This window comes from Nocardioides phosphati (genome assembly GCF_014646375.1).
GTDB classification, from domain to species: Bacteria; Actinomycetota; Actinomycetes; order Propionibacteriales; family Nocardioidaceae; genus Nocardioides; species Nocardioides phosphati.
This window is the reverse complement of sequence record NZ_BMNI01000002.1, coordinates 448,563-472,773: the sequence shown is the minus strand read 5'-3', so window position 1 is coordinate 472,773 and position 24,211 is coordinate 448,563. Positions and strand designations below refer to the sequence as shown.

Below are 24,211 nucleotides of genomic sequence, written 5' to 3'. Positions count from 1 at the left end.
ATCACCGAGGAGGTCGCCATCAGCGCCTAGCGACACGCCCGACGGAGGATTCGTTTCGTACACCACGCCTAGGGACTTGACCTTGCCTTGCTGCTTCCAGCGTTCGGCCTCGGCATGAAGAGCGTTGCGCGGGCGGACATGACGGTCCGCGAAGTCGCCCTATGGGTTGGCATCGCGATTCCAGCGACGATCCTTCTCATCGTGCTGCTGGCTCTGTTGAAGTCGAAGCCACGCGTGACTGGTCGCCTCGAATCGGGGACCGGTCGGCTACTCGGGGGACTGGGCGTCTTCATGGTCGCGCTCTGGGGCGCCGCCGTCAGTGGAGCTGCCGCTGGCACTGCCCTGCTCCAGGACGATCCTCGGCCCGACGTCATGCCGGGGTACCACAGCGCCATCACCCAGAACGGTCGGCCGCTCGCCGTCGGCGCTCCTTGGGGGCCGCCTTGCACTCCAGTGGTCGTGTTCACCGGCGAGGGAGTCGATCGAGTGACCTTTGATGCAGCGCAGGCTGCGGTGGCGCGTGCCCGTCGTCAAGGCGTGAACGTGACCATGGCGACGCGGGACGGCCACTATCGCCTCGACGCGTTTGCAAGCACTCCGACCTCCGAGGCGGACGTCGCCGGTGTCTGGCTCAACCAAGACCCGACACCCACACCGCCCAAGGGTGCGAGCGGACCCATGCGGTACTCACTGCAGTGGCTCGGCAAGTCCGGAACCGGCGACACCGATGTCTTCGAGTCGCTGGGGATCACGATCTATTCGGCCAGCGTCGACGGCGACGCGGCCACGATCGCCAAGGCGACCGACTACCTGATCGCAGCGTCACATGGTGTCTTCCAGGGCACAACCCAAGGCACCGCGCTGACTCCGCGCCTCGACGATGCAGCACAGCAATTCAGCGACCAAGACGTCACGGCGCTCCTCACAGGTGCCGGCTGCCCGCTGCCCTGACGCATGATCGGATATCGGCAGATCCGTGCACTTCTTAGCGGTGAGGACGGCTACGCAATCTCGATGCGGTTAAGAAGTGCTTCACGTGGTCAAGGGCGCGCCTGCGGCGCGCCGCGGGGCGGGGCCCCGCGCTCCGGGCATGCGGGCTGGCGCCCGGTCCCTCCGCGCACCCCACCCCTCAGGGCTGGTGACGACGGAGACCAGGCGCCAGCTCAGACCGCTACGCCCCAGCGGTCACGGTCCGCTCGAATCACCCACGGTGGAGACGACGTGCACGGCCTCCGGGGCCGCCCCGAAGCCTCACCCTCCGCGCCGTTCCCGACGCTCCTTCAGGTGGTCACATAAGTGGTCACAATCAACCGCGACAACCTGGGTTCGGGCTGGTCCATCAGTGCGTTTTTCACGCTCAGGAGGGGGCCGGATCGAGGCCGGATTGCACTCAGCGGGTTCGGGGTTCGAGTCCCTGATGGCGTACAAAACGAGGGCCTGACCAGCAGAAATGCGGTCAGGCCCTCGCTCATTTCCCCAGGCCGTACGGCCGGGCGCGCACCATCGTCGACACGGCGGGGCCCGACGTCCGGGCGGCCGGAGCACTCAGGTGCACGGGCACGAAGTTCGACCTCGCGGCCTGCGCTCCGGGGTCCGTTCAGGCGCACGTGCACCTGAGTCGACCCGGCCCCGCCGCGCCGCCATGTCGCACCCGGCGTCGTACGCCGCGGCGCTCTGGGTACCTCCCTTCCTGACCCAACCGGAGGAGAGAGTGATGGACACCTGGATCTGGATCGTGATCGCCGTCGTGGTGGCGGCCGTCGTCATCGCCGTGGTCGTCGCCGGCATGAAGAAGAAGCAGGAGCACGACCGGCAGCAGGCCGCGGAGCTGCGTGACACGGCCGGCCGCCAGAAGGTCGCCGTCGAACGCCGTGACGCCGAGGCGCGCACGGTCGAGGCGGAGGCCGAGCGGGTCCGTGCCGAGGCCGATCGGCTCGAGGCGATCGCGCAGGAGCGGCGCCAGGACGTCGAGGCGCAGCGCGCGTCGTACACCGACCGCCTGCAGAAGGCCCACGAGCTCGACCCGGACGTCAAGCACCGCGCCGAGTAGCACCGCGGCGCACGGGAGCCCTTGCGGAATAGATGATGTATCAACTACTGTTGAGACAGGCGAATCCCGCCGAACCCCGAGGAGCCCCCGATGCCCGCTGTGACCGTTGACGACCTGACCGTCCTGGACCGCATCGCGGCGCCCGGGCTGGGTGACCAGCCCCGTGGCGTCCTGCAGGTCACGACCGCGCCCACCGGCTACGAGGGGGAGGGCTTCCCGGTCCGTCGTGCCTTCGCCGGCATCGACCACCGCCACCTCGACCCCTTCCTGATGATGGACCAGATGGGCGAGGTGGACTACGCACCGGGGGAGCCCAAGGGCACCCCGTGGCACCCGCACCGCGGCTTCGAGACCGTCACCTACATGATCGACGGCGTCTTCGAGCACCGTGACAACCACGGCGGTGGCGGCACGATCACCAACGGCGACACCCAGTGGATGACGGCCGGCGCCGGCATCCTCCACATCGAGACCCCGCCCGAGTGGCTGGTCCAGTCGGGCGGCCTCTTCCACGGAGTCCAGCTCTGGGTGAACCTGCCGAAGACCGACAAGCTCATGCAGCCGAAGTATCAGGACATCCGCGCCGGCGAGGTCAAGCTGCTGAGCACGCCCGACGCTGGCGTCCTCGTCCGCGTGATCGCCGGCCAGGTCGGCGGCAACGCGGGGCCGGGAGCGACCCATTCGCCGATGACGATGGTCCACGCGTCCCTCGAGCCCGGCGCGAAGCTCGAGCTCCCGTGGAGCGTCGACTACAACGCGCTCGTCTACGTCCTCAATGGTCAGGGCACGGTCGGCGTCGACGGCCAGCCCTTGCGCGCCGGCCAGACCGCCGTCCTCGGCGCCGGCGACTTCCTCACCGTGCAGGCCGACCAGCGCCAGGAGTCGCGTACGCCGCGGCTCGACGTGATCATCCTCGGCGGCGAGCCGATCCGGGAGCAGGTCGCCTGGGCCGGTCCGTTCGTGATGAACACGAAGGCCGAGGTTATGCAGGCGTACGAGGACTTCCAGAAGGGCCGCTTCGGCCACATTCCTGCCGGCTGAGCCCCGGAATCGAGCAGAAGCAGAGCCCCACGCCCGTCACGGGCGTGGGGCTCTTGTCGTATTCGTCACCTTGCCGGACGGCGGTGGTCTCTGCTTAGGTAAGCCCATCCTAAGTAAGGATCCCCTAAGAGTCGCGTGGAGGCCAGGCAAGATGACGGACCTGCTCGTCGAGCGACCGGTGCCGGTCGCGGGCCACGACCTCGAAGACGTCGGGGCGGTTGGTCGTCGCCGTGTCCCGTCGTGGGCGCCGCTGGCACTCGTCGGGTCGGTCATCCTCGCAGCCGCGCCGGTGGTCGTGTGGGTCTGCTCGGTGACGCATCCGCTGCCGGTCGTGCACGAGGTGGCGCTCTTCGTCCACCTCGCCTCGCTGCTCGTCGGCTTCGGCGCGGTGCTCACCGTCGACTGGGTGGCTGCCCTCTTCATCCTCGGCCGGCGCACGTTCCACGAGATGCTGCGCGCCGCCGACAACGCGGCCGTGCCCGTCTGGGCCGGCTACGCCGGCCTGGTCCTCTCGGGCCTGCTGCTCGAGCCGGACCTGACCAGTCCGGTCACCATCGTGAAGCTCGTGCTGGTCCTCGTCATCGGCCTCAACGGCGTCGTGGCCCTCGGTCTGCACCGTGCCCTCGGGCGCGGGGGAGCGGACCTTCGCTGGATGGCGCTCGGTGGCATGTGCGCCACCGTCTCCCAGCTCGGCTGGTGGGGTGCCACGGTCGTCGGCTTCCTCAATGCGCACTGACGCGCGTTCGGCTCCGTGGCGCTGACATACTGGCGCGCACAAGCCTCCGTAGCTCAGCTGGATAGAGCACCGGCCTTCTAATCCGACGGTCGCAGGTTCGAATCCTGCCGGGGGCGCTCCGTGGCTCAGTCGACGAGCTTCAGCACCGCGGCGGCCATGGCCGCCGGGTTGTCACCGGCCGCCTTGCCGTCGATGAACGCCGTCGGCGTGCCGTTGACGCCGTTGCGCGACATCGCGTCGGTCGCGGCGGCGACCCACTCGTCGTACGCGCCGCCGTTGATGAGCGGAGCGACCTTGCCGCGGTCGGCGCCCGCCTTGACGGCGTCGTCGATGAGCGTGGCGTTCGTCGGGCCGGCGGTGCCCTCCGCGGGCTGGTGCTCGAAGAGCGTGGTGTGGAACTTCAGGAAGGCCTCCGGGCCGGCCAGGTCGAGCACGGCGGCTGCGGCGTTGGCGGCGCGTGAGGAGTACTCGTTCTTCGAGGCGCGGTCGAGGAACGAGACCATGCGGTACTCCACGTTGATCTTTCCGGCCTTGATCCCGGCCTGGACCTTCGCGGACGTGGCCTGCTCGAACTCGTTGCAGATCGGGCACTGGAAGTCCTCGTAGACGACGACCGTGTGCGGGGCGTCCTTCTTGCCCACGAGCACGCCGTGGTCGGAGGTCGCGCCGTGCGGAGTCTTCTGCACCGCCTGCCCGGTGGTGTCGCGGTGCGACTGGATGACCAGCCCGATCGCGATCACCAGCGCGAGCACGCCCGCGACCGCGCACGCCACGAAGAGGTTGCGGCGTCGGCGGGTGGCGCGCTCGTCGAGGCGGAGGTGTGCGACCCGCTCGGCGGGAGTCAGGTTGTCCATCAGGTGCGACCTTCCGGGGTCGGTGCGGGTGGGAAGAGCAGGGAGTCGAGGACGAGCCGCGTGTGGCGGCGCACGACGAGCCAGGCGGAGGCGGCGGCGAGGGCGAGGTCGCGCGCGATGTCCCACGGGTACGCCGAGGCGGCGTTGGCGTCAGCCCCGCCGCCGCCGAAGCAGCCGCACTCGATCTGGATGCCGCGGGCCCAGGCGGCCGCGATGCCGACGACGAACGCCAGCAGGAGCAGGGTCGAGAGCGCGGCAGCGCCGCGGGTCAGCACGCCGAGGACGAGGCAGGCGCCGAGCACGATCTCGACCACGGGCAGCAGGTGACCGACGGTGGGGACGACCGCCTCGGGCAGCAGGGCGTAGGCGCGGACCGCGCGCACGCTCGCTGCCGGGTCGGGCAGCTTGAGGGCGCCGGCGACCACCCAGACGGTGCCGACGACGAGGCGGGCGAAGAGCCCGATCCAGCTGGCCATGGCCCCGAGGCTAGGCCCGCGGGCTGAGGACTCCCTGAAATCCGCGGCGCCGGCGGCGCGGCGTGCGACGGGTAGGGTCAGCAATGTGAACGACAAGCTGGTGTGGATCGACTGCGAGATGACCGGACTCGACCTCGGAGCCGACGCGCTCATCGAGATCGCCGCACTGGTGACGGACTTCGACCTCAACGTCCTGGGCGACGGCGTCGACATCATCGTGAAGCCCGAGCCGGCTGCGCTCGAGCAGATGAACGACTTCGTGCGCGACATGCACGTGAAGTCGGGCCTGCTCGAGGAGCTCGACCGTGGCGTCACCCTCGCGGAGGCCGAGGAGCAGGTGCTCGCCTACATCAAGGAGCACTGCCCCGAGGGAAGCCGGCCGCCGCTCGCCGGCAACACCGTCGGCACCGACCGTGCCTTCATCGCGCGCGACATGCCGCTGCTCGAGTCGTTCCTCCACTACCGGATCGTCGACGTCTCCTCGATCAAGGAGCTGTCGCGCCACTGGTTCCCGAAGGCCTGGTACCAGTCGCCGGAGAAGCGCGGCAACCACCGTGCGCTGGCCGACATCCAGGAGTCGATCGAGGAGCTGCGCTACTACCGCGAGGCTGTCTTCGTGACGTCGCCCGGGCCGGACAGCGCGTCCGCCAAGGCGATCGCCGAGCGCCACGGCGGCGCCATCACGGGCCTCGGTCGTCCGGATTCCGGTGTCGATTCGGACGACGCGGCCCTGACCCAGTAGAGTTCTGCTCGGCCTCGGCACGACCGAGGACCATGGTGGGTATAGCTCAGCTGGTAGAGCCCCGGCTTGTGGTGCCGGTTGTCGCGGGTTCAAGTCCCGTTACTCACCCCATGTGAACGAGAGGCCCCCGGGATCACCCGGGGGCCTCTCGCACTTCCGACGTACGCCGGTGCGCTCAGGGCAGCAGCTGCGCCATCCAGTCCTCGACGTCGTCCGCCGTGCGGGGGAGGCTGTCGGAGAGGTTGAGCGAGCCGTCGGCGGTGACGACGATGTCGTCCTCGATGCGGATGCCGATGCCGCGCAGCTCCTCGGGGACGAGCAGGTCGTCGGACTGGAAGTAGAGGCCCGGCTCGACGGTGAGGACCATGCCCTCCTCGAGCTCGCCGCGCGGGTAGACGTCGGTGGAGGCCCGCCCGCAGTCGTGGACGTCCATGCCGAGCATGTGCGACGTGCCGTGCAGGGTCCAGCGTGCGTAGACCTTCGACTCCGGGTCGAGTGCCTCCTCGACGGAGACCGGCAGCAGGCCGAGCCCGTCGAGCCCCTCGGCGAGGACCTGCATCGCGGCCTCGTGGGCGGCGAGGAAGCGCGCGCCGGGCTTCACGGCGTCGATGCCGGCCTGCTGGGCGTTGAAGACCAGTGTGTAGAGGTCGCGCTGCAGGGGAGTGAACCGGCCGGAGACCGGCAGGGTGCGCGTGACGTCGGCGGTGTAGAGGTTGCGGCCCTCGACGCCCATGTCGAGCAGGACCAGCTCGCCGGGGACGATCGGGCCGGTGTTGTCGATCCAGTGCAGGGTCGTGGCGTGGGCGCCGCCGCCGACGATCGAGTCGTAGCCGAGGTCGTTGCCCATCGCGCGGGCGCGGCGGAAGAAGGTGCCCTCGATCCAGCGCTCGCCGAACTCGAGCACGCGGTCCCACTCGCGGACGGAGTCGCTGAAGCCCAGCGCGGTGATGTCGCACGCCTGCTGGAGCTCGCCGACCTCCCAGGCGTCCTTGACCAGCCGCATCTCCGACAGCACCTGGGCCAGCTCGTCGTCACCGGTGCCGGGCGCGACGGTGGTGTCGACGCGCGGGTCGACGCCGCGCAGGACACGGGTCGCCGTCGTCCCCCCGAGCGCGCCCTCCAGCTCCGACAGGTGGCGCACCTCGACCCCGAGCGAGGAGCCCATCTCGTGGAGCGAGGGGCGGCGGCCGGCCCACAGCTCGCCGTACTGCCGGTCGCGGAAGAACTCGTCGGTCTCGCGCGAGGAGCGCGGCCGGGCGAAGAGCACCGACGACCCGTCGGGCTCGACGACGAGCACCGCGTCGGAGGTCTGGTTGCCCGACAGCCACGTGTGGGCGGTGTCGGGGCGGAAGCGGTAGTCGGTGTCGTTGGAGCGGACCTTGTAGCCGCCGGCAGGCACCACGAGCCGCTCGCCCGGGAACGCCTCGGCCAGCCGCTTGCGGCGGTCGCCCGCGAGCGCAGCCACCGGGTGCTGCGGCAGGTCGAGCTCGCGCTCGCCCCACCCCTTCCGCATGAACGCGGCGTACGCCGGGGGCACCGCGGGGTCGTGCGACTCGGTGCGCGGGGCCTCCGGCTGGGGAGCGGAAGTTTCCGGTGCTGCTGCTGAGGCGGGGTTCTGGGGCTCGGTCACGCTCCCCACGATACGGGCGGCTGGCACGCGTGCCGATAGGCTTCGCCCCATGTCAGTGACGGTGCCGCAGCCTCGCGCCACGCGCGACACGGTGCTGTTCACCGTCGTGGTCGCCGTGATCGCTGCGCTGGCCGCGATCCCGACCGGCCTGGTCATCCTCTTCGCGGGCGGGGGTCCGATCGTGCTCGTCGCCGCCTGCTTCGCGCTCGTGCCCGTCGGGCCGGTCGTGGCGGCGTACCTCTGGCTCGACCGCTACGAGCCCGAGCCCAAGACGCTGCTGGCGCTGGGCCTCGCCTGGGGCGCCTTCGTGGCGACGTTCCTCGCGCTGGTGGCGCAGGAGGCCGGCACGATCATCCTGTCGCTGTCGGAGCAGGCCGGCGCGGTCATCGTGGCGCCGCTGACGGAGGAGCTCGCCAAGGGCCTGTTCCTCGTGCTGCTCCTCGTCTGGCGCCGCCACGAGCTCGACGGCGTCCTCGACGGCCTCGTCTACGCGGGCATGGTCGGCGTCGGCTTCGCCTTCACGGAGAACGTCCTCTACCTGGCCACGGCGTGGAACGGCTCCGACGGCGCCCCCGGCGGCATGGTCGGGCTGACCACCACGTTCGTGATCCGCTGCCTGGCCAGCCCCTTCGCCCACCCCTTCTTCACCGGCATGACCGGCATCGGCATCGGCCTGGCGATCCAGAGCCGCGGCCTCGCCGGCCGCCTGGGCTGGCCGGTCCTCGGCTACGTCCTGGCGGTCCTCTGCCACGCCGCGTGGAACACCTCGGCGACGCTGGGCGGTGGCGGCGGGTTCATCGCGGCCTACGTGATCGTCATGCTGCCGGCGTTCCTGCTCGCGGTGGGCTTCGCGCTGTGGATCCGCGGACGTGAGGCGCTGGTGCTCACCAGCGCCCTCCAGGACGCCGCCCGGCGCGGCTACCTGCCCGCCGCCGTCATCCCGTACGTCGTGGACCTGCGCCAGCGCCGTGCCGCGCGCCGCCATGCACACCTCGTCGGGGGAGTCGGCGCTGCCCGTGCGGTGCGGGACTACCAGCAGGCGGCGATCGAACTCGGGTACCTTCACCACCGGTTCCTCCGTGGGACTGCGCCGCGCGACTTCGGGTCCCGGGGCCAGGCGTTCGTGGAGCTGCTGCAGCAACTCGGGCCCGCGGTGGTCCTCCCGCCCGGGGCGCCAGCGCCGCTCGTCGGCTCCGTCGGCTCCGTCGGCCCGGCCGACACCGCCCGCACCACCCTTCCCACCGCCCTGCACCAGGAGACCAACCGGCATGAGTGACTCCACGAAGATGCTCACCGCACTGGTGCGCCTCCGCGGGGCGCTGCAGGGCGCCGTCCTGCCGCTCGACCTGCCCGACGCCGAGGCCGAGCGCGCCAACCGGCTGGCGATGATCGACCAGCTCGAGGACTACGTCATCCCGCGCCTGACCGCGATCGACGGTCCGCTGCTGACCGTCGTCGGCGGCTCGACCGGCGCCGGCAAGTCGACCCTCGTCAACTCGCTCGTCGGCGACCGGGTGACCGAGCCCGGCCTGCTGCGGCCGACGACCCGCTCGCCCGTCCTCGTGCACAACCCGGCCGACGCCGAGTGGTTCGGCCAGGACCGGATCCTGCCGGACCTCGTCCGCAGTGACCGCTCGACCGGCGACACCTCGACGCTCCAGCTCGTCGCCACCGACAAGGTGCCGGCCGGCCTGGCGATCCTCGACGCCCCCGACGTCGACTCGGTCGAGGAGGCCAACCGGATCCTCGCCGCGCAGCTCCTCGCGGCCGGCGACCTGTGGCTCTTCGTCACGAGCGCCGCGCGGTACGCCGACCAGGTCCCGTGGGACTACCTCAAGAAGGCCGCCGAGCGGTCGACGTCGGTCGCCGTCGTGCTCGACCGCACGGCCGACGACGCGGTCGAGACGGTCGCGACCCACCTCGCGCGCATGCTGGCCGCGCGCGGCCTCAAGGACTCCCCGCTCTTCATCGTCCGCGAGGGCACGCCTGACGACGACGGCCTCCTGCCCGCGTCGTACGTCGCCGACATCCGTGGCTGGCTCGACGCCCTCGCCGATGACGCCGACGCCCGGGGCGCGGTCGTGAAGCAGACGCTCGAGGGCGCGATCCGCGTGCTCAGCGCCAAGACGTTCCAGATCGCCTCGGTGGTCGAGGAGCAGGGCAAGGCCGTGCGCCAGCTCCGCGACGACTCCGACCGCGCCTACGACCGCGCGCTGGCCGCGATCCACACCGCCACCGCCGACGGCACGCTGCTGCGCGGCGAGGTCCTCGCCCGCTGGCAGGAGTTCGTCGGCACCGGCGAGCTGCTCAAGTCGCTCGAGACGAAGGTGGGCGCGCTGCGTGACCGCCTCGTCAACGCGGTCAAGGGCAAGCCGGCGCAGGTCGAGCGCGTGACGCACGCGGTCGAGTCGGGCCTGGAGAAGCTCCTCCTCGAGCACGCCGAGAACGCCGCCGAGCAGGCCGCCGGCTACTGGGCCTCCACCGCGGCCGGTCGCAAGCTCCTCGAGGGCCAGGACCGCGACCTCGACCGCGCATCGCGCGAGTTCCGCCGTGCGGCGGAGACGCTGGTGCGCGACTGGCAGCACGGCGTCCTCGAGATGGTCCGTGGCGAGGGCGCCGACAAGCGCACCACCGCCCGCTACCTCGCCTATGGCGTCAACGGCCTCGCCGTCGCGCTGATGGTCGTCACGTTCTCCGCCACCGCGGGCCTGTCGGGTGCCGAGGTCGGCATCGCCGGCGGGAGTGCGGTGCTCGGCCAGAAGCTCCTCGAAGCCGTGTTCGGCGACCAGGCCGTGCGCCGCCTCGCCGAGCGCGCCCGCGAGGACCTCGAGCGCCGCGTCGAGGAGCTCTTCGCCGCCGAGCGGGCCCGCTTCACCCATGTCCTCGACGACCTCGGCGTCGACCCCCGCAGCCCCGAGTTGCTGCGCGCTGCCGCGCGCCGTGTCGACGACCTGCGGTTCGCCGCTCAGTCGTCCCTCTCTTCTGGAAGCGAGTGATGTCCCCCGTGCTCGAAGGTGTCAAGAAGCTGGTCTCGTCCGGCTCCGACGTCGGACGCCGCGCCGAGGCGCTCGAGGCCGTGGTCGAGGTGGGCCGTGGTCGCCTCGACGACGCGCTCCTCGACGAGGCGCACGAGGTAGCCGACCGCGTCTCGGAGCGGCTCCGCCTCTCGGCCCACCACACCGTCGTCGGCCTCGCCGGCGCGACCGGCTCGGGCAAGTCCTCGACGTTCAACGCGCTGACCGGCCTCGAGCTCTCCGCCGTCGGCGTACGCCGTCCCACCACGTCGTGGGCGACCGCCTGCGTGTGGGGTGGCGGTGAGGGCGCCGACGCGAGCGAGCTGCTGACCTGGCTCGGCATCCCGCCGCGTCACCACGTCACGCGCGACTCGATGCTCGACACCAACCGCGAGGACGACGCGTTCGACGGCGTCGTGCTGCTCGACCTGCCCGACCACGACTCGACCGACGTCTCGCACCACCTCGAGGCAGACCGGCTCGTGCAACTGGCCGACGTGCTCGTCTGGGTCCTCGACCCGCAGAAGTACGCCGACGCCGCGATCCACAACCGCTACCTCAAGCCGATGGCCTCCCACGCGGGCGTGATGATCGTGGTGCTCAACCACATCGACACCGTCCCCGAGGAGCGTCGTGAGCAGATGCTCTCCGACGTACGCCGCCTGCTCGCCGCCGACGGCCTCAAGGACGTCCCGGTCTTCGCGGTGAGCGCGCGCAACGGCGACAACATGGAGAAGCTCCGCAAGGAGATCGCCAAGCGTGTCGCCTCGAAGAAGGCGACCCGCAGGCGCCTCGAGGCCGACGTCAAGGCGACCGGCGAGAAGGTCGCGGCCGTCTCCGGCAACGCGGTCCCGAAGGCGCTCGGCGGCGACGTCGCCGCGGAGCTCGACGACGCGCTGGCTGACGCGGCGGGGGTCCCGGTCGTGGTCGACGCCGTCGAGGCCTCCGCGCGGATGCGCGCCGCCCGGGCCACCGGGTGGCCCGTCGTCTCGTGGGTCACGAAGCTGAAGCCCGACCCGCTCAAGCGACTCCACCTCGACCTCGGCCAGGACGGCCGCGCGCTGGTCAAGTCCGCGCGCACCTCGGTGCCGGAGCCGACGCCGGTGCAGCGCGCCCGGGTCGACAGTGCCGTCCGCGCGGCGTGTGACGAGGTCTCGGCGGGCCTGGCCAAGCCGTGGCAGCAGTCGATCCGCTCGGCGGCCACCGCTCACCTCGACGACCTCAACAACCGCCTCGACCACACGCTCGCGAGCACCCCGCTCGGGGTGGACCGCCTTCCGTGGTGGGCCTCGGTCGTGCGCCTGCTGCAGTGGCTGCTGATCGCCTCAGCGCTCGTCGGCGGCCTCTGGCTGGCCGGCCTCGCGCTGGCGGGCTACCTGCGGTTCGACGTGCCGTCGCCCGAGGTCGGGCCGGTCGCCCTGCCGACGGTCCTGCTCCTCGGGGGAGTGATCGGGGGCATCCTGCTGGCGCTGCTCTGCCGCGTGCTCGTCGGGGCGTCCGCGCGCTCGCGCGCCCGCTCGGCCGACCGCCGGCTGCGCGAGGGCATCCACGACGTCGCCCAGGACCTCGTCCTCTCGCCGCTCAACGCCGAGCTGGCGGCGTACGCCACGGTGCGGGAGCGGTTGCAGACCGTCCTGAAGTAGGGCACGTCACTCGTTACCAAGTTAAGTCAAGCGAGTTACTACTGTTAAGGTCGGGCCATGCACCCGACCGCGCCTTCGCTGACCCTCGAGGAGCTCGCTGCCTGGACCCGCCGCGTCGCGGACCAGGTCCGCAGCGGCGAGCACGAGATCCACGCCGACACCGACCACCGGTGGCACGCGCGGGTGCACTGCGACGACCAGGTCGACGTCTGGCTGATCAGCTGGACCGCCGACCAGGGCACGGAGCTGCACGACCACGGCGGCTCGGCCGGCGCCTTCACCGTCGTCCAGGGCAGGCTCACCGAGACGGCGTGGAGCGGCGGCATCGCGCCGGCCGACGAGGGGGCACGCAGCCGCCGCCCGGGCCAGCTGACCGACCTCGTGCGCGAGGCGGGCGAGACGTCCGTCTTCGGCGGCCACTACGTCCACGACGTGCGCAACCTGGCCGAGGAGGTCGCGGTGAGCGTGCACGCCTACTCGCCGCCGCTGTCGCGGATGCACTACTACGACGTGGAAGCCGGCCGACTGGTCCGCCGGGCGTCGGCCTGGACCGATGACCCCGAGGCGCCGGCCCCCGCGCGGGAGGCGTCATGAGCGCCTTCGACTCGGTCGACGCCCTGCTCGCGCACGCACGCGCGGGGTTGTGGCGGCTCTCCGTGCCCGAGGCGCAGGAGGCCGTCGCCGCCGGCGCGCTGCTCGTCGACATCCGGCCGCAGTGGCAGCGGGTCGCCGACGGGGAGATCCCGGGCTCCCTCGTTGTCGAGCGCAACCACCTCGAGTGGCGCCTCCACCCGGGGTCCGACGCCCGGCTGCCGCAGGCGGTCGAGGGCCAGCGGTGGGTCGTCGTCTGCACCGAGGGATACACCTCGTCACTGGCTGCGGCGTCGCTGGTCTCGATCGGCGTGGACGCGACGGACCTCGTCGGTGGCCTCCACGCATGGCGCGCCGCCGGGCTCCCGGTCGTCGCCGGTGGTACACCGGTGGAGCACCTGGTCCACGACGCCACCCGAGGAGCCGCGTGAATCGCCCCACCATCCGCCTCGCTGCGCTCCCCGGAAGTCGGCGAGTCCGATGATCGAGTTCCGCTCCGTCAGCAAGACGTTCGCTGACGGCACCACCGCCGTGCGGGACTTCAGCCTCGTCCTGCCGTCGCGCACGACCACCGTCTTCGTCGGCTCCTCCGGCTGCGGCAAGACCACCCTGCTGCGCATGGTCAACCGCCTGGTCGAGCCGAGCAGCGGGCAGGTGCTCATCGACGACGTCGACGTCGCCACCCGCAACCCCGTCGAGCTCCGCCGCTCGATCGGCTACGTCATGCAGCACGCCGGGCTCCTGCCGCACCGGCGCGTGGTCGACAACGTGGCAGTGCCGCTCCGCCTCGCGGGCGTCGGTCGCTCCGAGGCGACCTCGCGTGCGCTCGCGGCCCTGGAGACGGTGGGCCTCGACCCTGCCCTGGCCCGGCGCTACCCGCGCCAGCTCTCCGGTGGCCAGCAGCAGCGCGTCGGCGTGGCCCGCGGCCTCGTCGCCGACCCCAACATCCTGCTCATGGACGAGCCCTTCGGCGCCGTCGACCCCATCGTCCGCGACGACCTGCAGCAGGAGCTCCTGCGGCTCCAGCGCGAGCTCGACAAGACGATCGTCTTCGTCACCCACGACATCGACGAGGCGTTCCTGCTCGGCGACCAGGTCGTGATCCTGCGCCGTGGGGGAGAGGTGGCCCAGGTCGGCACGCCGGCGGAGATCCTCGCCGATCCCGCTGACGACTTCGTTCGCACCTTCGTCGGTCTCGACAAGGCCCGCCGCACCCTCCACGTCGAGGAGCGAGCGGGCGCCCGGATCGTCGTCGACGGCGACGGCCGGCCGGCCGGCGTACTGGGGCCGGCGTGAGCTGGCTCGACGCCAACCTCGGTCGCATCGGCGACCTCGCGCTGACCCACCTGTGGCTGAGCGTGCTGCCGGTCGTGCTGGGCCTGCTCGTCGCCGTGCCCGTCGGGTGGTGGGCTCAGCGCCACCCGCGGCTGGGAGGGGTGCTCCTCGGCTCGGGCAGCATCCTCTACACGCTGCCGTCGCTGCCGCTGCTCACGATCATCCCGGTCATCCTCGGCACGAGCATCCTCGACCCGCTCAACGTCGTCGTCGTCCTCTCCCTGTACGCCGTGGCCTTGCTGCTGCGCACGGCCGCCGACGCCTTCGCGCAGCTGCCGCGCGAAGTAGTGGACGCCGCTGACGCGACCGGCCACTCGACCTGGCAGCGTGCGCTCCGGGTGGAGCTGCCGCTGGCCGGGCCGGTGCTGCTGGCCGGTGTGCGGGTGGTGTCGGTGAGCACCGTGAGCCTGGTGACCGTGGGTGCGTTGATCGGCGTCAGCAACCTCGGCTCGCTCTTCACCGAGGGGTTCCAGCGCAACTACACCTTCGAGATCGTGACCGGGCTGGTCGCGGTCGTGCTGCTCGCGCTGCTGCTCGACGGGCTCTGGGTCCTCCTCGGCCGGCTCCTGCTGCCGTGGGCGCGCACGGAACGGTCGGCCGCATGAGCGACAACGTCTTCGTCGGAGCCGGACAGTGGCTCACCGACTCCGCACACTGGAGCGGGACCGACGGGGTGCCCGCCCGGCTCCTCGAGCACCTCGGCTACACGGTGCTGACCGTGGTGATCGCGGCCGCCATCGCCCTCCCGCTCGGCCTCTGGATCGGCCACACCGGTCGGCTGCGGGGGCTCGCTGTCGCGCTCACCGGCTCGCTGCGCGCGCTGCCGACGCTGGGCCTGCTGACGCTGGTCGTGCTCTGGGTCGGCATCGGCCTGACGGGGCCGATCCTCGCGCTGGTCGTCCTCTCCGTGCCGCCGCTGCTCGCCGGTGCCTACGCGGGGCTGGAGTCCGTGGACCGCCACACGATCGACGCGGCGCGTGGACTCGGCTTCACCGAGTGGCAGGTGCTGACGCGGGTGGAGATCCCGCTCGCCCTGCCGCTCATCGTCGGAGGCTTCCGCTCCGCCGTCCTGCAGGTGGTCTCGACGGCCACCGTGGCGGCGTACATCGGGCTGGGTGGGCTCGGCACCTACCTGATCGAGGGCGTGCAGATCCGCGACTACCCGATGACCCTCGCGGGCTCGCTGGTCGTCGTCGTGCTGGCGTTGGTCCTCGACGCGGGGTTCGCCCTTGCGCAACGATCGGCTGCACGCTCCTGAGTTTCCGCACCACCGACGAGAAGAGGAACCACATGTTGCTGAACCGACTGGTGAGCGGCACCGCCGTCGCCGCCCTCGCCCTGGGCCTGGCCGGCTGCGGCGGAGACCCCACCGCGGCTCCGTCGGGTGGCGGCGGCGACACCATCGTCGTCGGCTCCGCTGCCTTCGGCGAGAGCGAGATCCTCGCGGAGATCTACGCCCAGGCCCTGGAGGCGAAGGGCGTCTCCGCGAAGACCCACCTCGACATCGGCGCCCGCGAGGCGTACGTCGGGGCGATCAAGGACGGCTCGATCGACCTGGTGCCGGACTACACCGGCAACCTGCTCCTCTTCCTGGACCCGAAGGCGACCGCGTCGGCGCCCGACGACGTCAACGCTGCGCTGACCGCGGCGCTGCCGAAGGGGCTCTCGGTGCTTACCCCGTCGGCCGCCGAGGACAAGGACTCGCTCAACGTCACGGCGGCGTTCGCGGCCAAGCACCACGTGGCCTCGATCGCGGACCTCGCGAACGTTGACGGGCTCAAGCTCGCCGCCAACCCGGAATTCAAGACCCGCGCCTACGGCCTTCCGGGCCTGGCGAAGGTCTACGGCGTCAAGGACGTCGCGTTCACCGGGATCTCCGACGGTGGCGGTCCCGCGACGGTGAAGGCGCTGACCTCCGGCCGCGTCGACGTGGCGGACATCTACTCGACGACCCCGGCGATCACGGCCAACAAGCTGGTGACCCTCGAGGACCCGAAGCACCTCATCGCCGCGCAGAACGTCGTGCCGCTGATCCGCGACGAGGTGGCGAGCGCGAAGGTCAAGGAGGTGCTCGACGCGGTCTCCGCCAAGCTCACGACGGAGCAGCTGCTGAAGCTGAACGCCGACCTCGCCGGCGACTCCCACCCGTCGCCCGCCGACGTGGCCAAGGCCTGGCTGAAGGCCAACGACCTGGCCTGACCCGCTTTCCCTCCACCGCGCGGCCCCGGCCGGCCCCTTCCACAGGGGCTGTCCGGGGCCGCTCGCGTGCTGCGGACGGGCGGCATCGTCGGGTCCGAGGAGCGTGGGCACCGGGTCCGCGCGCGATCCCTTTGGAGGGGACATGAACGAGACGATGGTGACCGTGGTGGGCTTCGTCGGCACGCGGCCCGAGCTGCGGTCGGTGGGGGAGACCTGCGTGGCGGGCTTCCGGGTCGGGTCGACGCCGCGGGTCTTCAGCTCGCGTGACAACACCTGGTCCGACCGCGAGACGAACTGGTACACCGTCAACGCCTGGCGCGCCCTGGGCGAGCACTGCGCGGAGTCGCTCCGGGTCGGCGAGCCGGTGGTCGTCCACGGCCGGCTCCGCACGCAGACCTGGTCCGACGACGCAGGCAACGTGCGCACGACGCTCTCGCTCGACGCGGTCTCGGTCGGCCACGACCTCTCCCGCGGGAGCTCCGCCTTCATCCCCGACAGGCGTCCGGCCGCCCAGCCGACGGCCGAGGACCGGGAGCTCGCCCAGCAGAACGACGAGTGGAGCGTGCCGATGCCCCAGGTCTCGAGCCACGGCCGGTTCGACCAGCCCCCGGTGGACGTCAGCGGGCTCGAGGAGACGCCCTCTCCCGAGGTCGCCGAGGAGCCCGCGCTGGCGCCCTTCTGAGCGGCCCCGCCGTGGGCCTGCCCCGCGGTCCGAGGCGCGGGGGCGTGGTATTTCGACCTGTGCGAGGCGACTAGGCTCTCGTCCCATGGCCGAGTACATCCTTTCCCTGCGCAACGTCCGCAAGGCCCACGGCGACAAGGTCGTCCTCGACGGCGTCACCCTGTCGTTCCTCCACGGCGCCAAGATCGGCGTCGTCGGTCCCAACGGCATGGGCAAGTCGTCGCTGCTGAAGCTGATGGCGGGTCTCGACCACCCCAACAACGGCGACATCGTCTTCGACCCCGACGCGACCGTCGGCATGCTCCAGCAGGAGCCGCCGCTCACCGAGGGCAAGACCGTCCTGGAGAACGTCGAGGAGGCCGTCTCCGAGATCAAGGGCAAGATGGCGCGCCTCGACGAGGCCTACGGCGAGATGGGCGACCCCGACGCCGACATGGACGCACTGATGGCCGAGACGGGTGAGCTCCAGACCTATCTCGACAACATCAACGCCTGGGACGTCGACTCCAAGCTCGAGCAGGCGATGGACGCGCTGCGCTGCCCGCCCGCCGACGCGCTCGTCGACAACCTCTCCGGTGGTGAGCGCCGCCGCGTCGCGCTCTGCAAGCTGCTCCTGCAGGAGCCTGACCTGCTCCTCCTCGACGAGCCCACCAACCACCTCGACGCCGAGTCGGTCCAGTGGCTCGAGGGCCACCTCAAGAGCTACAAGGGCGCTGTCCTCGCGGTCACCCACGACCGCTACTTCCTCGACAACGTCGCCGAGTGGATCGCCGAGGTCGACCGTGGCCAGATCCACGGCTACGAGGGCAACTACTCGACGTACCTCGAGACCAAGAAGGAGCGTCTCAAGGTCGAGGGGCAGAAGGACGCCAAGCGCGCCAAGATGCTCGAGAAGGAGCTGGAGTGGGTCCGCTCCAACGCGAAGGCCCGCCAGACCAAGTCGAAGTCGCGTCTGGCCCGCTACGAGGAGCTCGCGGCCGAGGCTGACAAGGCCCGCAAGATCGACACCGCCGACATCAACATCCCGCCGGGCCCGCGCCTCGGTGACATCGTCCTCGAGGCCGACCACCTGGTGAAGGGCTTCGAGGGCCGCACGCTGTGGAACGACATCTCGTTCACGCTGCCGCGCGCCGGCATCGTCGGTGTCGTCGGTCCCAACGGCGTCGGCAAGACGACCCTGTTCCGGATGATCACGGGCAATGAGGAGCCGGACGCCGGCGTCCTCAAGGTCGGCACGACCGTCAAGATCTCGTACGTCGACCAGAGCCGTGGCGGCATCGACCCCAACAAGAACGTGTGGGAGGTCGTCTCCGACGGCCTCGACCACATCAAGGTCGCCAACTTCGAGATGAACTCGCGTGCCTACGTCGCGTCGTTCGGCTTCAAGGGCCCCGACCAGCAGAAGAAGGCCGGCGTGCTCTCCGGTGGTGAGCGCAACCGCCTCAACCTGGCCCTGACCCTGAAGCAGGGCGGCAACGTGCTGCTCCTCGACGAGCCGACCAACGACCTCGACGTCGAGACGCTCTCGTCGCTCGAGGACGCGCTGCTCGACTTCCCGGGCTGCGCCGTGGTCACGTCCCACGACCGCTGGTTCCTCGACCGCATCGCCACCCACATCCTCGCCTGGGAGGGCGACGAGGACAACGAGGGCCACTGGTTCTGGTTCGAGGGCAACTTCGCCTCCTACGAGGAGAACAAGATCGAGCGCCTCGGCGTCGAGGCGGCTCGCCCGCACCGCGTGACGCACCGCAAGCTCACCCGCGACTGATCGCAGCCGCAGCGGAATCGCCCGTCGACCTCGCGTCGACGGGCGATTCTGCATGTCGTTCGGGATACTGGGGCCATGGCCAACGACCTCGTCCTCAACCGACTCACGCCGCCGGGAGACCAGTTCACGCTCGTGACGCTCCGGGTCCTCGACGAGAAGCCTGACGTCGAGGCGCTGACGAAGTGGTACCGCACGCACCTGCACCAGGTGGTGGTGGTCAACCGCCTCGAGGGCACGCAGGACTTCGCCTTCAGCGCCGCGCCTCCGACGGCCGAGGAGGTCGACGCCCTGGTCGCCCGCCTCGCCTCCACCGAGCACGACCTCGACCTCTCCGGTCGTACGGCGGAGGTCACGCAGACCGAGGACGCGCCGTTCGGCCCGGGGTCCTGGATTTCCGGCCGGGGCTACGACCTCGGCGGGGGCCAGTGGCTGAGCGTGCTCTTCGGCACCCTGACCTGGCCGACGGTCCTCGCCGACGCCTGACCGTCCGCACGCAGCACGCAGCACGCAGCACGCAGAAGCGCCCGGCCCCGCGAGGGACCGGGCGCTTCGCCGTTGTGGTGCGAGAGCGTCAGAGACGCTCGAGGATCATCGCCATGCCCTGGCCGCCGCCGACGCACATGGTGATGACGCCGGTGGACTTGTCGTGCCACTCGAGGGAGTTGAGCAGGGTGTTCTGCAGGCGGGCACCCGTCATGCCGAACGGGTGGCCGACGGCGATCGCGCCACCGTTGACGTTGAGGCGGTCGACGTCGATCCCGAGGTCCTGGTACGACGGCACGACCTGCGCCGCGAACGCCTCGTTGATCTCCCAGAGGTCGATGTCGCCGACCGACATGCCAGCGATCCGGAGGGCGTTGCGGGACGCCTCGACCGGGCCCAGGCCCATGATCTCGGGCGAGAGGCCGGAGACGCCGGTCGAGACGACGCGGGCCAGCGGCTTCAGGCCCAGCTCGGCGGCCTTGGTGTCGGACATGATCACGACAGCGGCGGCGCCGTCGTTGAGCGGACACGAGTTGCCGGCCGTGTTGACGCCGTTCTCGCGGAAGACGGGCTTCAGCGAGGCCATGGCGTCGTAGGTGACGCCCGCACGCGGACCGTCGTCGGCGGAGACGACGGTGCCGTCGGGCAGCGTGATCGGGGTGATCTCGCGGGCCCAGAAGCCGGCGGCGATCTGCTGCTCGGCGAGGTTCTGCGAGCGGGTGGCGAAGGCGTCGAGCTCCTCGCGACGCAGGCCGCGCAGCGTGGCGACGTTCTCCGCGGTCTGGCCCATGGAGATGTACGCGTCGGGCAGGAGGCCGTCCTCGCGCGGGTCGTGCCACTTCTCGTTGGAGATCGAGGTCGCCACGGTGCGCTCGATGGCGTCGTTGAAGAGGGGGTTGCGGGTCGCCTCGGTGTCGGTGGTGCCCGCTCCGAAGCGGGACACGGCCTCGACGCCGGCCGACACGATGATGTCCGCCTCGCCGGCCTTGATCGCGTGCAGGGCCATGCGAGTGGTCTGCACTGACGAGGCGCAGTAGCGGGTGATCGTGGTGCCCGGGACCGTGTCGAGGCCGAGGATCGTGTTGACCACCTTCGCCATGTTCCAGCCGGCCTCGCCACCCGGGAGGCCGCACCCGAGGTGGAGGTCGTCGATGAGTGTGGGATCGAGCGCGGGGACCTTGTCCAGCGCGGCCTTGATCGCGAACGCGGCCAGGTCGTCAGGACGCATGTCCTTCAGCGAGCCCTTGAACGCGCGACCGATCGGCGTACGCGCGGCGGAAACGATGACTGCCTCAGGCATGAGGCCTCCTTCGAGGAAGTGGGGGAGTCGGCCCGATGCCGGGGCCGCCGTTCAGGGTAACGGGCCCGATCTGGCAGCATCGCGCCCGTGCGACACACCTATGAGTGCCAGCTGCGCTGGGCGGACATGGACCTGCTCGGCCACGTCAACAACGTGACCTACCTGGACTACCTCCAGGAGGCCCGCATCGAGATGCTCCTGGCCCACGCGCCGGGCGACCGCCTGCTGGCGCTCGCCGAGGGCGCGCAGGTGCTCCACCACTCGGTGCAGTACGCCGCGCCGCTCCGGTTCCGGCTCAAGCCGGTCAAGATCGACACCTGGGTCGTCGCCGCCGACACGGACGCGTTCGTCCTCGGCCACGAGGTGTACGACGACCACGAGGGCGAGCGGGTCGTCTACCTGCGCGCGCGGAGCACGCTGGCGCCGTACGCCTTCGACGAGGAGCGCCGCCGCCAGTTGACCGCGCCGGAGCTCGAGGTGCTCGGGCGGTTCGCGGGCGAGGACCCGATCGGCGAGCCGGCGGCCTTCACCGAGCCGCGCGACGTGGAGAAGGGCGACTACCGCCTGCGCGTGCGCTTCTCGGACCTCGACGCGTTCGGTGTCATCGACGAGGTGCAGCACTTCGAGTTCTTCCAGGAGGCGCGGATCTGCTACCTGGGCAGGATCGAGGGCTCGACCGCGATCGACTTCCGCAAGACGCCGATGGTCATCGCACAGATGGACGTCGCCTACGAGCAGCCGATGCGCTTCAGCACCACGCCGTACGACGTGCGGTCGTGGGTCTCGAAGGTCGGCGGGTCGAGCTTCGTGATCGAGAGCGAGCTCTACGACGCGGACAAGGTGACGTACTCGCGGGCGCGCGTCGTGCTGGTGACCTTCGACGCCGTCACGCAGAAGGCTGCTCCGGCGCCCGAGGCGCTGCGGCAGATGCTGATCGCCCAGCTGCCCTGACGCCGCCCGGCTCGATCAGCCCTCGGTGTTGATCATGAACTGCGCCGCGTGGGTGACGTAGTCCCAGAACTGCTGGTCCTGCTCGGGGGTGAGGCCGGCCTCGTCGAGGGCGGCGCGGAAGTGAACGAGCCAGCGCTCGGCCGCGGCCTTGTCGACGGCGAACGGCGCGTGCCGCATCCGCAGGCGCGGGTGGCCCCGCTGCTCGGAGTAGGTGCCGGGGCCGCCCCAGTACTGGCTGAGGAAGAGCGTGAAGCGCTCCTTCGCCGGGCCGAGGTCCTCCTCGGGGTACATCGGGCGCAGGAGCGGGTCCTCGGCGACACCCTCGTAGAAGCGGTCGACGATGCGTCGCATCGTGTCCAGGCCGCCGATCTCGTCGTAGAAGGTGCTCACGGCAGCCATTGTGCCAAGCGTGGAAGAGTGGGGGAGACCCGCACTCGACTCACGAGGAGAAACCCCCATGGCCACCACCCGCACCGCCGCCACCCACTGGGAGGGCGGCCTGCTCGACGGCTCCGGCTCGACGACGTTCCAGTCGTCCGGCATCGGCACCTTCGGTGTCTCCTGGCCCTCGCGCTCCGAGGAGCCCAACGGTCTGACCAGCCCGGAGGAGCTCATCGCCGCCGCGCACACCGCCTGCTTCTCGATGGCGTTCTCCAACGGCCTGGCGAAGAACGGGACCCCGCCGTCCGCGCTCGACACCTCCGCCGAGGTCGACTTCGTCCCCGGCACCGGCATCACCGAGATCCGCCTGACGGTCGTCGGCACCGTCGACGGTCTGGACGAGGCCGCGTTCGTCGCGCTCGCCGAGGACGCCAAGGCCAACTGCCCGGTCTCCCAGGCGCTCGCCTCGGTCCCGAGCATCACCCTGAAGGCCTCGCTCGCCACCGCCTGACCCCCGACGTACGCCGAGAGGGCACATGTGGCGCGCCACATGTGCCCTCTCGTCACTCCGGATGTGCCGCCTCGGCGGCGGTCGGCGGCGCTCGGCGGGCCTCGGGGTCAGCTGGTGGGCGGCGGGCCGGAGGGGCGCGTGCCTGCCGCCGGTACGCCGGCGCGCGCCGGGGCCGGCATCGCGATCCCGTCGAGGTCGAAGCGCGCCTTGATCCGCTCGCGCATCGCACGGGCGATCCGCGACTGCTCGCCGGGCGAGGTCTTCAGCGTCACGCGCATGGTCACGACGTCGCCGGTGAGCGCCTCGACGCCCCAGACCTCGGGCTCCTCGAGCACCGCGCCGGCGTACTCCGGGTCCTCCCAGAGCTCGTGGGCGACGGCGCGCAGCGAGTGCCGGACGGCGTCGAGGTCGGAGTTCCACGCGACGCCGACGTCGAGGACGGTGCGGGCCCAGCTCTGGCTCATGTTGCCGACGCGGAGGATCTCGCCGTTGCGGACGTACCAGACCGTGCCGTGGACGTCGCGGAGCCGCGTGACGCGCAGGCCCACGGCCTCGATCGTGCCGGACGCCGTGCCGAGGTCGACGGAGTCGCCGACGCCGTACTGGTCCTCGAAGATCATGAACATGCCGGAGATGTAGTCCTTGACCAGGCTCTGCGCGCCGAAGCCGATCGCCAGGCCGACGACGCCGGCGCTGGCGATGATCGGACCGATGGGGTAGCCGAGCTCGCTGATCACCATCAGGAGCACGACGAAGACGACGACGGTCGTCACGATGCTCGTGATCAGCGAGCCCATCGTGCGGGCCCGGACGGTGCGGCGCTCGTTGAGCGGGCCGTTGGCGATCCGGTCGACCATCCGCCGGATCAGCCGGCCCGCGATGAGGCGCACGACCAGGCCGGCGAGGACGAGGACGAGGATGGCCAGCGGGCGCCCGATGAGCACGGTGGCGAGCCGGGCCAGCGACTCGTCGTGGGTCCAGGACCAGGCCAGGTCGCACGAGATGCCGTCTTTGGTGCCGCACGGGCTGGCGGCCTTGTCGGCACCGGCGAGGGCGAGGCCGGAGAGGGTCAGGGTGCTGCTGAACGACATGGGCACGAGGCTACGGGCACGGCTCACAGGTCCTGTCCACGGCCCGATATGCTGTCGCCCGTGAACATCCTGACGCTCCCGCTCGTGGTCCCGCAGGGCTGGGCGCCGCTCGAGCCCGTCGACGGCCTCCGCGCGCTGCTGGTCTTCATCGGCTACCCGGCGCTGCTCTTCGCGACGGTCGTGCTGCTCGTCCTCCTCCCGCGCCTGGTCCGGGGCGGCTCCGCTGCCGGCACCGACAGCGAGTGGTTCGGCGGCCCGCGCAAGTCCGGCGACGAGCTCGCCGCCCCCGACGGCGAAGGCTCGAAGGCAGGTGGCGCTGGTGCCCGCTGGTGACTCCTTCACCCGGGAGCAGCGCCTGAGGATCGCCGAGGCGATCCGCAAGGCAGAGCTCCGGTCGCGCATGGAGATCACGGCGTACGTCGGTCCTGTCGAGGGTGACGACCCGCGTGCCTTCGCGACCCAGCTCCACAACACCCTGGCCGCGCCCACGCGCTCGCTGGTGATCATGGTCGACCCCGCGCTGCGCGCGCTCGAGATCGTCACCGGTGGTTGGGTCCGCGAGCGCCTGCCCGACGAGCAGGTCCAGCTCACGGCGCTCGAGATGCAGCTCGCGTTCTCCGAGGGCGACCTCGCCGGTGGCCTGGTCCGCGGCATCGGCGCCCTCGCCGACCGCGCCACCGCCTGATCCACAGACTCCAGCACGAAGGCCCCGACCGATCCGGTCGGGGCCTTC

Annotated in this window: 27 protein-coding genes and 2 tRNA genes; 23 read left to right on the top strand and 6 right to left on the bottom strand. The window is 71.2% G+C overall.

Features of this window, described 5'->3' with window-relative positions; all coding sequences use genetic code 11:
- Positions 1-114 precede the first annotated feature (114 nt).
- From IEX47_RS07240 to IEX47_RS07220, 5 genes are all read left to right on the top strand, one after another.
- Positions 115-951 (top strand): hypothetical protein, encoded by an 837-nt coding sequence (locus IEX47_RS07240; protein WP_188783306.1) that lies wholly within the window; start codon positions 115-117, stop codon positions 949-951.
- Positions 952-1,714: 763 nt separating this feature from the next.
- Positions 1,715-2,050 (top strand): hypothetical protein, encoded by a 336-nt coding sequence (locus IEX47_RS07235; protein WP_188783305.1) that lies wholly within the window; start codon positions 1,715-1,717, stop codon positions 2,048-2,050.
- 90 nt (positions 2,051-2,140) lie between these two features.
- Positions 2,141-3,091, top strand: a complete 951-nt coding sequence (locus IEX47_RS07230) for a pirin family protein (RefSeq protein WP_188783304.1) — start codon at positions 2,141-2,143, stop codon at positions 3,089-3,091.
- Between the two features lie 151 nt (positions 3,092-3,242).
- Positions 3,243-3,827, top strand: coding sequence for a hypothetical protein (locus tag IEX47_RS07225; protein WP_188783303.1), 585 nt, complete (start codon positions 3,243-3,245; stop codon positions 3,825-3,827).
- 42 nt (positions 3,828-3,869) lie between these two features.
- Positions 3,870-3,943 (top strand) — tRNA-Arg (locus IEX47_RS07220).
- Positions 3,944-3,952: 9 nt separating this feature from the next.
- Here IEX47_RS07220 and IEX47_RS07215 read toward each other — a convergent pair.
- Both IEX47_RS07215 and IEX47_RS07210 read right to left on the bottom strand, forming a co-directional pair.
- On the bottom strand, positions 3,953-4,681 hold the full coding sequence (locus IEX47_RS07215; protein ID WP_188783302.1) for a DsbA family protein: 729 nt from the start codon (positions 4,679-4,681) through the stop codon (positions 3,953-3,955).
- Positions 4,681-5,157, bottom strand: coding sequence for a MauE/DoxX family redox-associated membrane protein (locus tag IEX47_RS07210; RefSeq protein WP_188783301.1), 477 nt, complete (start codon positions 5,155-5,157; stop codon positions 4,681-4,683). The genes IEX47_RS07215 and IEX47_RS07210 overlap by 1 nt, the downstream gene beginning before the upstream one ends.
- Before the next feature lie 85 nt (positions 5,158-5,242).
- Between IEX47_RS07210 and orn the strand changes: the two genes are divergently transcribed.
- Entirely contained in the window at positions 5,243-5,899 is a 657-nt protein-coding gene (gene orn / locus IEX47_RS07205) for an oligoribonuclease (RefSeq protein WP_268238956.1), read from the top strand.
- A gap of 35 nt (positions 5,900-5,934) precedes the next feature.
- A tRNA-His gene (locus IEX47_RS07200) sits at positions 5,935-6,010 on the top strand.
- A 64-nt stretch (positions 6,011-6,074) separates the two neighbouring features.
- Here the strand turns inward: IEX47_RS07200 and IEX47_RS07195 are convergent.
- The gene (locus IEX47_RS07195) at positions 6,075-7,529 is read right to left on the bottom strand and encodes an aminopeptidase P family protein (protein WP_229662696.1); all 1,455 of its coding nucleotides are present in this window, start codon (positions 7,527-7,529) and stop codon (positions 6,075-6,077) included.
- Positions 7,530-7,578: 49 nt separating this feature from the next.
- On the opposite strand from IEX47_RS07195, the gene IEX47_RS07190 reads away from it, so the two are divergent.
- The 12 genes from IEX47_RS07190 to IEX47_RS07135 all read left to right on the top strand — a co-directional run bounded on the left by IEX47_RS07190 (position 7,579) and on the right by IEX47_RS07135 (position 19,244).
- Positions 7,579-8,805 (top strand): PrsW family intramembrane metalloprotease, encoded by a 1,227-nt coding sequence (locus IEX47_RS07190; protein WP_188783298.1) that lies wholly within the window; start codon positions 7,579-7,581, stop codon positions 8,803-8,805.
- Positions 8,798-10,525 carry a GTPase family protein gene (locus IEX47_RS07185; RefSeq protein ID WP_229662695.1) on the top strand — a complete coding sequence of 576 codons (1,728 nt, stop codon included), beginning with the start codon at positions 8,798-8,800 and terminating at the stop codon, positions 10,523-10,525. The genes IEX47_RS07190 and IEX47_RS07185 overlap by 8 nt, the downstream gene beginning before the upstream one ends.
- Positions 10,525-12,186 carry a YfjP family GTPase gene (locus tag IEX47_RS07180; RefSeq protein ID WP_188783297.1) on the top strand — a complete coding sequence of 554 codons (1,662 nt, stop codon included), beginning with the start codon at positions 10,525-10,527 and terminating at the stop codon, positions 12,184-12,186. The genes IEX47_RS07185 and IEX47_RS07180 overlap by 1 nt, the downstream gene beginning before the upstream one ends.
- Positions 12,187-12,243: 57 nt before the next feature.
- Positions 12,244-12,780 (top strand): cysteine dioxygenase, encoded by a 537-nt coding sequence (locus IEX47_RS07175; protein ID WP_188783296.1) that lies wholly within the window; start codon positions 12,244-12,246, stop codon positions 12,778-12,780.
- Positions 12,777-13,208, top strand: coding sequence for a rhodanese-like domain-containing protein (locus IEX47_RS07170; protein WP_188783295.1), 432 nt, complete (start codon positions 12,777-12,779; stop codon positions 13,206-13,208). Before IEX47_RS07175 ends, IEX47_RS07170 begins: the two co-directional genes overlap by 4 nt.
- A gap of 49 nt (positions 13,209-13,257) precedes the next feature.
- Positions 13,258-14,073 (top strand): ABC transporter ATP-binding protein, encoded by an 816-nt coding sequence (locus tag IEX47_RS07165; protein WP_188783294.1) that lies wholly within the window; start codon positions 13,258-13,260, stop codon positions 14,071-14,073.
- Positions 14,070-14,717: an ABC transporter permease gene (locus IEX47_RS07160; protein WP_188783293.1), complete on the top strand. Its 648-nt coding sequence runs from the start codon at positions 14,070-14,072 to the stop codon at positions 14,715-14,717. Before IEX47_RS07165 ends, IEX47_RS07160 begins: the two co-directional genes overlap by 4 nt.
- Positions 14,714-15,370: an ABC transporter permease gene (locus IEX47_RS07155; protein ID WP_188783292.1), complete on the top strand. Its 657-nt coding sequence runs from the start codon at positions 14,714-14,716 to the stop codon at positions 15,368-15,370. The genes IEX47_RS07160 and IEX47_RS07155 overlap by 4 nt, the downstream gene beginning before the upstream one ends.
- A gap of 32 nt (positions 15,371-15,402) precedes the next feature.
- The gene (locus tag IEX47_RS07150; protein WP_188783291.1) at positions 15,403-16,311 is read left to right on the top strand and encodes an ABC transporter substrate-binding protein; all 909 of its coding nucleotides are present in this window, start codon (positions 15,403-15,405) and stop codon (positions 16,309-16,311) included.
- A 142-nt stretch (positions 16,312-16,453) separates the two neighbouring features.
- Complete coding sequence (locus tag IEX47_RS07145) at positions 16,454-16,993, top strand: single-stranded DNA-binding protein (protein ID WP_188783290.1); 540 nt, start codon at positions 16,454-16,456, stop codon at positions 16,991-16,993.
- Positions 16,994-17,078: 85 nt separating this feature from the next.
- A complete protein-coding gene (gene ettA / locus IEX47_RS07140) occupies positions 17,079-18,761 on the top strand; it encodes an energy-dependent translational throttle protein EttA (RefSeq protein WP_188783289.1) in 1,683 nt (560 codons plus the stop codon).
- Between the two features lie 75 nt (positions 18,762-18,836).
- Entirely contained in the window at positions 18,837-19,244 is a 408-nt protein-coding gene (locus IEX47_RS07135; protein WP_188783288.1) for a hypothetical protein, read from the top strand.
- Between the two features lie 88 nt (positions 19,245-19,332).
- On the opposite strand, the gene IEX47_RS07130 is transcribed toward IEX47_RS07135, so the two are convergent.
- Positions 19,333-20,544 carry an acetyl-CoA C-acetyltransferase gene (locus IEX47_RS07130; RefSeq protein WP_188783287.1) on the bottom strand — a complete coding sequence of 404 codons (1,212 nt, stop codon included), beginning with the start codon at positions 20,542-20,544 and terminating at the stop codon, positions 19,333-19,335.
- 87 nt (positions 20,545-20,631) lie between these two features.
- Between IEX47_RS07130 and IEX47_RS07125 the strand changes: the two genes are divergently transcribed.
- Complete coding sequence (locus IEX47_RS07125) at positions 20,632-21,495, top strand: acyl-CoA thioesterase (RefSeq protein WP_188783286.1); 864 nt, start codon at positions 20,632-20,634, stop codon at positions 21,493-21,495.
- Positions 21,496-21,510: 15 nt separating this feature from the next.
- Here the strand turns inward: IEX47_RS07125 and IEX47_RS07120 are convergent, their stop codons facing one another.
- Positions 21,511-21,894 carry a globin gene (locus tag IEX47_RS07120; RefSeq protein ID WP_188783285.1) on the bottom strand — a complete coding sequence of 128 codons (384 nt, stop codon included), beginning with the start codon at positions 21,892-21,894 and terminating at the stop codon, positions 21,511-21,513.
- Positions 21,895-21,952: 58 nt separating this feature from the next.
- Here IEX47_RS07120 and IEX47_RS07115 point away from each other — a divergent pair, with 58 nt between their 5' ends.
- Positions 21,953-22,387 (top strand): OsmC family peroxiredoxin, encoded by a 435-nt coding sequence (locus tag IEX47_RS07115; protein ID WP_188783284.1) that lies wholly within the window; start codon positions 21,953-21,955, stop codon positions 22,385-22,387.
- Positions 22,388-22,494: 107 nt separating this feature from the next.
- Here the strand turns inward: IEX47_RS07115 and IEX47_RS07110 are convergent, their stop codons facing one another.
- Positions 22,495-23,478: a mechanosensitive ion channel family protein gene (locus tag IEX47_RS07110; protein ID WP_188783283.1), complete on the bottom strand. Its 984-nt coding sequence runs from the start codon at positions 23,476-23,478 to the stop codon at positions 22,495-22,497.
- A gap of 60 nt (positions 23,479-23,538) precedes the next feature.
- Between IEX47_RS07110 and IEX47_RS07105 the strand changes: the two genes are divergently transcribed.
- Together IEX47_RS07105 and IEX47_RS07100 are read left to right on the top strand one after the other, a co-directional pair.
- A complete protein-coding gene (locus IEX47_RS07105) occupies positions 23,539-23,811 on the top strand; it encodes a hypothetical protein (RefSeq protein WP_188783282.1) in 273 nt (90 codons plus the stop codon).
- Positions 23,798-24,163 carry a DUF5130 family protein gene (locus tag IEX47_RS07100; protein WP_188783281.1) on the top strand — a complete coding sequence of 122 codons (366 nt, stop codon included), beginning with the start codon at positions 23,798-23,800 and terminating at the stop codon, positions 24,161-24,163. The genes IEX47_RS07105 and IEX47_RS07100 overlap by 14 nt, the downstream gene beginning before the upstream one ends.
- The last annotated feature ends 48 nt before the right edge of the window (positions 24,164-24,211 follow it).